Source organism: Erwinia sp. OLFS4, from assembly GCF_002752165.1.
GTDB lineage: Bacteria > Pseudomonadota > Gammaproteobacteria > Enterobacterales > Enterobacteriaceae > Izhakiella.
In genome coordinates this window covers 49,473-59,569 of sequence record NZ_MOMB01000058.1, presented here as the reverse complement: position 1 = coordinate 59,569, position 10,097 = coordinate 49,473, and the positions used below count along the sequence as shown (strand labels likewise).

Below are 10,097 nucleotides of genomic sequence, written 5' to 3'. Positions count from 1 at the left end.
AGCATCTGACGGGCAAAATTTTCACCCAACGCATTGAACGTAATAACCTGACGCTCCGCACCCGCATTAAACGGTTGGCTCGTAAAACAATCTGCTTTTCGCGCTCAGTTGAGATCCACGAAAAAGTCATTGGAGCGTTTATCGAGAAACACATGTTCTACTAATTGGAGGCATCACCTTATTTTTCAATCAATGAGGACTCATGGTAATAATAAATTCAGGAATATCATGGCCGATATATTACCCCCAGTGTGGGCATGATAAAGCGCATGGTGAGGAGAATTGAAGAAATATTTAAAAATTTTCTGATAATCAATGCACGGGTCGGAAGCACAATGGTGGCAGGCGGTGCTGGCTTTTATGGTGATAACATGCCGTTTCAGCGCTATTTTTTATCTGAAACCGTTTTTTCAGGCAAATTATCCTGCTCTTTATGCCATAAGCCATTCGCTTTCTGTTGAGACCCGGCAACCTTTCTGCCACGTGCTATGTTGTATGCCGGCGCACCGTTAAAGTGCCGCCGGTTGCCACAGCGAAACCTTTATCAAGGGGATGAGGGGCTGATCGGAAAATTTGCCAGCCAGCGGGGCACAGGTTATCTGTTTCAGTTTACCATCGCTGAATATCTGCCCCCCTGTTCTGACCTGTCCCCCGTTCAGCCATTAAGCCGGGTAATATTGCGCTATTGATAACCTATTCACACTGTTAATTTAATAGGCTTTCGTCTATTCTTTCGGCAAGTTTTATCAACGAATCGGACTGATAGTTCTGACAGGAGTATTCATGAAGAGGGGAATCTCGCGCTTACATTCCGCATTCCTGCTATCACTGCTGCTACTCGCTTCCGCACTGATACTGAGCGGTTGTGGTGACAAAACCGCCGATCAGCGCAAAGCTTTTATCGATTTTCTGCAAAACACCATCATGCGCAGCGGGGAGCGAATTCCTGCACTGAGCGAAGATCAGAAACAAAAATTTGGCCCTTATGTAACTGACTATGCCATTCTTTATGGCTTCGCGCAGCAGGTCAGCCGGGCGAAGCAGGACGGTATTCAACCGGTAGTGGCTGAACTCACCGCGATTCGCCTGCCACAGGATTATATCACCCACCGTGACAGTCTGCGCCAGGCCAGCGGTGCACTTGGCGTGCTGAGCCAACAGTTGCAGTCTGCAAAAAGTCAGGCCGACAGCAGCAAAGCAGGGTTAAAGCAGCCGGACGATCTGAAACCACTCTACGAGAAAGCCTACAACCAGATTGTCACCCAGCCAGCCAGTCAGCTTTTGCCGCTATTACCGGGACTGCAATCTCTTAGTCAGAGTGCGGTTCAGGCCGGTGATTTCCTGCAACAGCAGGGAAATAACGTCACCCTTAATGGTGTCAAAGTGAAGTTTTCCAGCCAGCAACAGGTCGATACCTATAACGGTCTGATGAATGCACTGGCCCAAAACAGTCAGGTACTGAGTCAGGCACAGAAACTTCAGTAAGCTGACCATCCCACGGGGCCGATCTCTGTCGGCCCTTTTTTTGCTTTTTTGTTACCCCACCAGCGTGCAGCCAGTACCCGGATCGCTGGCGTTGATTTTTATTCTGCTCAGGAAGTGTGATCGATCGCATTATGGCGTGAAAATACATTGTGATAATGATCACAATATGCAAACAAAGATACCCGGAAATTTCGTGACAAAAATCACATAAAAACGCTATTTCTGCACAAATATTCGGCAATCCCACTTATATCCAGGCTATTTATGTGATGTAAATCACTAAATATTACCTACACCCCCGTAACATTTGGTGATATGAATCACAACTTTTTGCCACCACTACGCAGCGACATATTCGCGTGATAGAGTCCGCGTGCATACAGTAATATCGTCAGTTTTCTCTTAAAGACGCTAACAAAAATCACGCGCTCTCTTATTTATCAGCGCGTACCAATAAGGGGTGTGTTTATGTCTTCATCAGTCAAGGTCAAAGTTCAGAGCTTTGGTCGTTTTCTGAGCAACATGGTGATGCCTAATATTGGCGCATTCATCGCCTGGGGTATCATTACCGCGCTGTTTATCCCAACCGGATGGACGCCAAACGCCACGCTGGCCAAACTGGTTGGCCCGATGATTACCTACCTGCTTCCTCTGCTAATCGGTTATACCGGTGGCCGGCTGGTTGGCGGTGACCGCGGCGGCGTGGTCGGTGCCATTACCACGATGGGAGTGATTGCCGGGGCCGATATGCCGATGTTCCTCGGCTCAATGATCGCCGGTCCGCTGGGTGGCTGGGCGATTAAAACCTTCGACCGCCAGATTGACGGTAAAATCAAAAGCGGCTTTGAAATGCTGGTTAACAACTTCTCTGCCGGTATCATTGGCATGTTGTTGGCGATCCTGGCCTTTCTTGCCATCGGTCCGCTGGTAGAAGGTCTCTCGCATATTCTGGCCACCGGCGTCAACCTGATGGTAAAAAACAATCTGCTGCCGTTGACCTCCATTTTTGTCGAACCGGCGAAAATCCTGTTTCTGAATAACGCGATCAATCACGGCATTTTCTCGCCGCTGGGCATCCAGCAAGCCAGTGCAGAAGGAAAATCCATTTTCTTCCTGATTGAAGCTAACCCCGGTCCAGGCATGGGGGTACTGATGGCCTATATGTTCTTCGGTCGCGGTAATGCAAAACAATCGGCCCCAGGCGCGGCAATTATCCATTTTCTCGGCGGTATTCATGAGATCTATTTCCCCTATGTTCTGATGAGCCCTCGCCTGCTGATCGCGGTGATTCTCGGCGGTATGACCGGCGTATTTACCCTTTCAGTACTGCACGGTGGTCTGGTTTCACCGGCGTCCCCTGGCTCAATCCTCGCCGTCCTGGCCATGACCCCTAAAGGCGCTTACTTCGCCAATATTGTTGCCATTATCGCCGCTTTTGCCGTCTCTTTTGTTATCTCTTCAATTCTGCTGAAAACCAGCAAAGCGAAAGATGAGGATGACATTGAAGCCGCAACGCGCCGCATGCAGGACATGAAAGCCGAATCTAAAGGTCAGTCTTCCAGCGCGGCAGCCGCAACTAACGTCAAAGATTCTGACCTGAGCCACGTGCGTAAAATTATTGTGGCCTGTGATGCCGGAATGGGGTCCAGCGCAATGGGCGCAGGCGTGCTGCGTAAAAAAGTCAGTGATGCCGGTCTGAGCAATATCTCGGTGACGAATACGGCCATTAACGCCCTGCCTGGTGATGTGGATTTGGTAATCACCCATCGCGATCTCACCGAACGAGCGATACGTCAGGCACCGCAGGCCCAGCATATTTCGCTGAGTAATTTCCTCGACAGCGCCTTATACAGCGATTTGACCGCGCGTCTGCTGGAAGCCAACCGGACAGAAGCCCATCGGGAAAAGGTTGACCAAACGCTGGCTGACAGCTTTGATAATAGCGGCGAAAACCTGTTTAAACTCAGCGCCAGCAACGTGTTCCTCGGTCTGAGCGCCAGCGATAAAGAACAAGCAATTCGTTTTGCCGGTGAGCAGCTGGTAAAAGGTGGCTATGTGCAGCCGGAATATATCGATGCCATGCTGGATCGTGAAAAATTAACCCCGACCTATCTCGGAGAGTCTATTGCAGTACCCCACGGTACTATAGAAGCCAAAGATCGGGTGCTGAAAACCGGCGTGGTGTTCTGTCAGTATCCGGCTGGCGTCCGCTTCGGTGAAGGGGAAGATGACATTGCCCGCCTGGTTATCGGCATTGCGGCACGTAATAACGAACATATTCAGGTTATTACCAGCCTCACTAACGCACTGGATGATGAAAGTGTGATTGAAAAACTGGCAAATACCCACAGTATCGATGACGTAGTAGATATTCTCTCCGGACCACGCACTGCATAATCGAAGGGGCCGGGTTACCCGGCCCTTTTTCATTTCGGGGTTATTGGTAAAGGTAGCATTATGAAAGCATTACATTTTGGAGCAGGTAATATCGGTCGCGGCTTTATTGGCAAACTGCTGGCCGATGCCGGCATCGCACTGACGTTTGCCGATGTTAATCAGACGGTACTTGACGCGCTTAATGCCCGTAAAGGCTATCCGGTACGGGTGGTAGGCGAGCAGGCACAGCTGGAACAGGTCAGCGGTGTCGACGCCATTAATAGCACCAGTGAAGAAGTTATCAGCAAAATTGCCCAGGTTGATATCGTTACCACGGCGGTTGGTCCGCAAATTCTGGAACGTATTGCGCCGGGAATTGCAAAAGGGCTGGCCAAACGCAGTGATAGCGGTAATACCCATCCGCTGAATATTATTGCCTGTGAAAATATGGTGCGTGGTACCAGCCAGCTAAAAGGCTATGTTCTCAACGCGTTACCGGCCAGCTATCATCCGTGGGTTGAACAGCATGTCGGTTTTGTTGACTCCGCCGTCGACCGGATTGTGCCCCCGGCAGAGTCCGCCAGTCAGGATCCGCTGGAAGTCACGGTAGAAACGTTCAGTGAGTGGATCGTCGACAAAACCCAGTTCAAAGGCGCGCTGCCGCAGATCCCGGGTATGGAACTGACGGATAATTTAATGGCATTCGTTGAGCGAAAACTTTTTACGCTCAACACCGGCCATGCCATCACCGCTTATCTTGGCCAGCTTTACGGTCATAAAACCATCCGTGATGCCATTCTGGATAAAAAAGTACGCACTATCGTCAAAGGTGCAATGGAAGAAAGTGGTGCCGTACTGATAAAACGCTACCAGTTTGATCCGGCGAGACATGCCGCCTACATCGATAAAATTATTGGTCGCTTTGAGAACCCCTATCTCAAAGACGACGTTGAGCGTGTTGGCCGCCAACCGCTGAGAAAACTTAGCGCCGGGGATCGTTTAATCAAACCGACGCTGGGCACACTGGAGTATCATCTGCCGCATGCTAACCTGGTGACGGGGATTGCCGCTGCCATGCACTACCACAGTGAACAGGACCCGCAGGCGCAAGAGCTGGCAACATTGCTGGCAGAAAAAGGACCGCAGGCTACGCTGGTACAGATTTCCGGTCTCGACAGTCACAGTGAGGTGGTTGCCGCGGTGGTTAAGGCTTACCACACCATTAAGTAATGCCCGCGTCAGCGCTTCATCAGGAAAAAAACTCAGGGTGCTGCTCACAGGCACCCTCCGCCGTTATGCAACAGTTACGGGCCGTTATGGAACAACCCCAGGCATTTGAAAATCTGGTCCTTGAACGTCTGAATGCAGGCAGAACAGTGCGAAGCTTTTTGATCGCCAGCGTCGAATTGCTGGCCGAAGCGGTCAATATGCTGGTGATAAAAGTATTTCGCAAAGATGACTACGCGGTAAAATACGCCGTGGAACCGCTATTACTGGGAAATGGCCCACTTGGCGAACTCTCTGTGCGTTTGAAACTGATTTACGGTCTTGGCATTATCAGCCGCCATGAATATGAAGATTGCGAACTGCTCATGGCACTGCGGGAAGAGATGAATCACGATGGTAACGAATACCGTTTTACCGATGACGAAATTATCGGCCCCTTTGCCGAACTTCACTGCGTGAACACTTTACCCACGCGCCCACCGCTGACCGGAGAAGATGTCGAATTACAGATGATGCAACAACAGCGTTATCAGCAAATGGTCCGTTCCACCATGGTCCTTTCTCTGACCGAGCTGATTGCTCGCATCAGCCTGAAAAAAGCGTTTCAGAAATAGCCAATTTACCCCGAAGGCTCCCCTTTAGTGTATCCTTAGCCTGATCACGCATTTTATGACAGGATTGATTGCCGGATACCCGAATGAAAGAGCAAGAAAAAGCAGAAATTAAGCGTCTTAGCGACAGACTGGATGCACTGAACCGTAAAGAACCCGTGCTTCTGGCGGCCGGAGACAGCGAGAAATTAAGCGAACTGCTGGCAGAAAAAGAGAAGCTGGCGGCAGAAATCGAGCGTCTGCGCGCGCTGCGCGAGCAAAAACTCAGTAAAGAAGCGCAAAAGCTGAACAAAATGGCGTTCCGCCGCCCTATCAGCCGTAAAGAGCAGGCTAACATGGGGGCCCTGAAAAAATCGGTCAGAGGCCTGGTCATTGTCCATCCGATGACGGCACTGGGACGCGAAATGGAACTGACAGAAATGACCGGTTTCGCCGATAACCGCTTCTGATCCCCGGCAGGCCTGCCCGTCAGGCTTGCTTATTCCCTCCAGACTGACTTCATCTATTCTTAAACGGATCCGGATTTTCCAGCAATATAGATTTTTTTTCACCGTTATTCATGAATAAACATCGCGCCAAATAAATTTACAGTCAAAAATGTCGCATTTTTTCCCTCCTGATTTCCTCCGTCTATTTTGCGGTATATTAGCCAAAATCTTCAAAAGAAGGCTTTTGTGGCACCTTTCTTAAAGGAAATGTCTGGCGAATAGCCACCACAAAAAAGCATCAGGACACTCTGGCCGCAGGACATTGCGTTCAGAGGCAGCTAACAGGGAAGTACAAAATGAAAACAAATCTTTCGGTACTTATATGTGACGACGATCGTTTTTACGCCTCAGGATTACAGGCACTGATAACTGAGTGGGCTGACGCACGTCATCTTCATACTCATTTTGCCGATCAGTTTCAGCCACGGGCACGTAGCGAGCTTATTTTTATTACTCAAAGCGAATTATCCCCTTATCGCCTGCACGCATTGCGCATGGAAATACCTGCTTCTCGCCGTCATGTCTTTATTATTCACGAGCAGGAAGGCGCCAGCACGGACGATTTTAATTCGCTGCAGGAAAATTGTGTCATTATGTCACGCCAGACTCAGCCAGCAATTATCAGGCAACATCTGGAAACCGCATTGCGTAAACTGGAAAATTCAGCCGGACAGACGTTACCCGCTATCGCCACCGTAACCAGTAATTCACCGCTTACTTTTCGTGAAACACAAATACTGCGTTTTCTGGCACGTGGCATCAGTCACGCCACGGTAGCACGTTATTTACAAATCAGTGAAAAAACGGTCAGTACTCATAAACGTAATATTATGACCAAGCTGAATATAAGCCGGACGACGGAGCTGAATTACTGGCTGATTGATGAAGGCTTTTTCCGTCCTCCTCACTCTTTTTCTTCACTAACAAGTAACAGTAACTCAACTAATACATAGATTTTCAGGAAGATGGATATGAAATCCCCTCGGTTTCTTATATTTGTGCTGCTGGTGAGTAGTTCACTGGCGGGTTGCCAGAGTATGTCACGCACACACACGGTGGATAAAACCAGTGAAGTGCCGTCTGCCAACGCCGCCACAGCGCCGTCAGATGATACTTCCCCTGGCAATTCGTCTAAGGCATCACCGTCATCACAACAGATCGAGGCTGAGTCAGCAAAAGGCAACGGCGCGGATAACAGCGATGAAACCATTAAGCTGGAACGCTGTAAGGCACAGCTCGAAGCGTTAAGAACGCTGGCACCGGAGAAATATTCCCAACTGAACAACGCATTTCGTTATATTATGCGCGGTGCCGCAAGCTATGCCTCGATCCGCTCTGAAACCACCAGAGAGACCCAGGATACAATAGATGCGCTTTATCATTATCGTTCCAATCTGATCTGTTCACAGATTGGGCAGACAATGATGAATAGTCTGAGCCTGCATGGAGCTATGCCATAATGCGGGCTGCGCTATATCTGAGTATTGCCGCCAGCCTCAGCCTGAGTCAATTGCCACTGGCGGCCAAAGCAGACTCAACACCACCACTTCTGCGCTTTGCCGAACGCTATGCTGCTGAACATCCCCCCCATCAGCAGAAATCATCAGCCCGGCACGTTACGACTAAGAAAAAACCAGCCGTAGCCAAAAAAAAGCACACAACCCGGCAAAAAAAACAGGCAACCACCGCGGTCCAGAGCCTGCAGCGTCAACAGCAGGAAATCGTCGCGCTAAAACGGGCGCTCAGTAAAGCACAGGAGCAGGCCCGACCGTCACAGCAACAACAGAGCCAATTGGATCTTAGCGCAGTGGCAACCGGCGTGAAGAAGCTTCGCCAGTTAACCGGACTGACCAGCAGAGAAAAACAGGCGCGGGAAAAAATTGCTGAGTTGTCACAACAGCTGGCACACAGCCAACAGCGGGCCGGAGCACTGGTGGCAAAATATCACCAGATGGTGAAGCAACGCAGTTTGCTGGAAAAGCAGATACAGCAATATCGTCAGCAGCAGCATAGCGAAAAAAACAGCGGACAGACGGCCGCCTCCAGACAGCTGAAAAAATTAGAGCAACAGCTGGCCAGAGCGCAGGCCGACGCCGAAGCTGCCCGGGCAGCCAGGCAGCAGCAGGACAAAGAAATAAAAACCGCACATAGCCAGCTGGCGCAACTGCAGGCGGCCAGTCAGGAAAGCAATAACAAGGTGGCGGCAGCAAAACAAGCGTCGGCAGAGATTGTCCGCTTGCGTAACCAACTCAACGCCGCCAACCAGCAGCTGGCCAGTGTGGAAAAAAATGTCAGCGTTGAGCAACAAAAAAAAATTCAGGCCCTGACATCCTCGCGTGAGCAGCTCAAAGAAAAACTGGACGACGCCAACCGGCAGCTGACGCAAACCCGCCAGGACGCCGGAAGCAAACTGAAAAAAATCACCCAGACATTAAAAACAACGCAAGCGCAGCTCGAAGCGGCCAATCAGCAGCTGGCCAAATCGCACAGCCACCCCAGTACTGAACAGCAGAAAGCCCTCCAGGCACTGCAATCAACCCGGGAGCAGCTCAGTCAAAAGCTGCAGGATGCCAACCAGCAGCTGGCGCAAATCCGCCAGGATGCCGCGAGCAAACAGCAACAGGCAACACGCCGCTTACAGGAAACACAGGCACAACTTGATAAGGCCAATCAGCAGCTGGCACAAGCCCAACAGGATGCCGACAGTAAGTTGCAAAGATCGGCACAGGCATTAAAAACGCTGCAAGCGCAGCTCGATACCGCCAATCAACAACTCAACCTAACCCAAAAAAATGCCGATGCCAGTCAGCAAAAATCGATTCAGGCCTTAAAAGATTCTCAGCAGCAGCTCAACAACCAGCTTAAGACGGCCAATGACAAGCTGGGCAAACTGCAGGAGCAGCTGGCGCTGAGCCGCAAAGATGCAGACAGCGCCGAAGCTGAGCGCCAGCAAACCCTTGAGAAGTTACAGGACGCCCATAACCGGCTCAATCTGCTGCAAAATCAGCTGGCGCTCCTGCGGCTAACCAGCAACCACGCAAATGCAGGGGCTGACAACAAACAGCAATCCGCCGGGGTCAGTGAACTGCAAAAACAGCTGGATGAGGCTAATGCCCGGGCCACCGCGTTACAACAGCAGCTCAACGCGGCACCATTCAAAAGCATACCGATTTTGAATCAGCAATTGTTAGAAAATCCGGCTATTCGCCAGGGCTATGCCATCGGTATATCCCTCGGTGCCGAGATTCTGCTCTTACAGCAAACGCATCAGGCTGCAGGCGATAAAGTTGATAAAAATCTTATTCTGGCCGGCATTATTGACGCCTTTAATCATCAGCCCAAACTCGATGAAAAAAGCTTTACTAAAGCGCTGGCCGATGCCGACAAACTTGCAGGTAAGCACTCGCTGACTCAGACCGACTCGAAACCACAGATAAACGCCTGGCCTCCACCGGATTTTAAACCCACCATTCGCAAACAGGATCGCGGCTTTCTTAACGCTTACAGAAAACGCAAAGGGGTTAAGAAATCTCAGTATGGCTTCTGGTACGAAATACTTAAGCCAGGCATAAAACCGCTGAAACCTGACGACACTGTCGCTATCGTGATTGAAGAGAGCCTGACGGACGGTACGGTTATCAACGACATGGAAAAAACCCGGCAAATGCTGAGCGAAAAGCTGAAAGACTATCCGCCACTGCTGAAAGCCGCATTGTCTAAACTGCGCAGCAAAGGGGTAATGAGTATGGTGGTCCCCCCGGAACTGGCCTACGGTAAAAAGGGTCTGCCACCTAAGATTCCGGCGAATGCGACAATGGTTTATCAGATTCGTATTGCCGAAGTCTGGCCGGAAGGAAAAGCGCCGTCACAACAGAAACGTTAATAAAAGCCAATATTATTTAACTAAAAG

9 protein-coding genes are annotated in these 10,097 nt (G+C 50.3%); all 9 read left to right on the top strand.

The genetic code is table 11. The features are described 5' to 3' along the window. Positions 1 to 164 (top strand): IS1 family transposase (locus tag BL249_RS14900; RefSeq protein WP_241898819.1); only part of this gene is annotated, 164 nt, incomplete at its 5' end. Between the two features lie 619 nt (positions 165 to 783). Then, the gene (locus BL249_RS14885; protein WP_099707374.1) at positions 784 to 1,485 is read left to right on the top strand and encodes a DUF3053 domain-containing protein; all 702 of its coding nucleotides are present in this window, start codon (positions 784 to 786) and stop codon (positions 1,483 to 1,485) included. A 468-nt stretch (positions 1,486 to 1,953) separates the two neighbouring features. After that, the gene (locus BL249_RS14880) at positions 1,954 to 3,882 is read left to right on the top strand and encodes a PTS mannitol transporter subunit IICBA (RefSeq protein ID WP_099707375.1); all 1,929 of its coding nucleotides are present in this window, start codon (positions 1,954 to 1,956) and stop codon (positions 3,880 to 3,882) included. 60 nt (positions 3,883 to 3,942) lie between these two features. Further along, positions 3,943 to 5,091 carry a mannitol-1-phosphate 5-dehydrogenase gene (mtlD, locus tag BL249_RS14875; RefSeq protein ID WP_099707376.1) on the top strand — a complete coding sequence of 383 codons (1,149 nt, stop codon included), beginning with the start codon at positions 3,943 to 3,945 and terminating at the stop codon, positions 5,089 to 5,091. A 65-nt stretch (positions 5,092 to 5,156) separates the two neighbouring features. After that, positions 5,157 to 5,702: an MltR family transcriptional regulator gene (locus BL249_RS14870; protein ID WP_099707392.1), complete on the top strand. Its 546-nt coding sequence runs from the start codon at positions 5,157 to 5,159 to the stop codon at positions 5,700 to 5,702. Positions 5,703 to 5,785: 83 nt separating this feature from the next. Continuing rightward, positions 5,786 to 6,148 carry a YibL family ribosome-associated protein gene (locus BL249_RS14865; protein WP_099707377.1) on the top strand — a complete coding sequence of 121 codons (363 nt, stop codon included), beginning with the start codon at positions 5,786 to 5,788 and terminating at the stop codon, positions 6,146 to 6,148. 335 nt (positions 6,149 to 6,483) lie between these two features. Then, positions 6,484 to 7,140 (top strand): helix-turn-helix transcriptional regulator, encoded by a 657-nt coding sequence (locus BL249_RS14860; protein WP_099707378.1) that lies wholly within the window; start codon positions 6,484 to 6,486, stop codon positions 7,138 to 7,140. Positions 7,141 to 7,158: 18 nt separating this feature from the next. Continuing rightward, positions 7,159 to 7,647, top strand: coding sequence for a hypothetical protein (locus tag BL249_RS14855; RefSeq protein WP_099707379.1), 489 nt, complete (start codon positions 7,159 to 7,161; stop codon positions 7,645 to 7,647). Beyond that, a complete protein-coding gene (locus tag BL249_RS14850) occupies positions 7,647 to 10,070 on the top strand; it encodes an FKBP-type peptidyl-prolyl cis-trans isomerase (RefSeq protein WP_099707380.1) in 2,424 nt (807 codons plus the stop codon). Before BL249_RS14855 ends, BL249_RS14850 begins: the two co-directional genes overlap by 1 nt. Positions 10,071 to 10,097 lie beyond the last annotated feature (27 nt).

Bases quoted from the DNA above. Each gene is read 5' to 3' on its own strand.
- BL249_RS14885 (WP_099707374.1), top strand. From the start codon at position 784: ATGAAGAGGGGAATCTCGCGCTTACATTCCGCATTCCTGCTATCACTG.
- BL249_RS14880 (WP_099707375.1), top strand. From the start codon at position 1,954: ATGTCTTCATCAGTCAAGGTCAAAGTTCAGAGCTTTGGTCGTTTTCTG.
- mtlD (WP_099707376.1), top strand. From the start codon at position 3,943: ATGAAAGCATTACATTTTGGAGCAGGTAATATCGGTCGCGGCTTTATT.
- BL249_RS14870 (WP_099707392.1), top strand. From the start codon at position 5,157: ATGCAACAGTTACGGGCCGTTATGGAACAACCCCAGGCATTTGAAAAT.
- BL249_RS14865 (WP_099707377.1), top strand. From the start codon at position 5,786: ATGAAAGAGCAAGAAAAAGCAGAAATTAAGCGTCTTAGCGACAGACTG.
- BL249_RS14860 (WP_099707378.1), top strand. From the start codon at position 6,484: ATGAAAACAAATCTTTCGGTACTTATATGTGACGACGATCGTTTTTAC.
- BL249_RS14855 (WP_099707379.1), top strand. From the start codon at position 7,159: ATGAAATCCCCTCGGTTTCTTATATTTGTGCTGCTGGTGAGTAGTTCA.
- BL249_RS14850 (WP_099707380.1), top strand. From the start codon at position 7,647: ATGCGGGCTGCGCTATATCTGAGTATTGCCGCCAGCCTCAGCCTGAGT.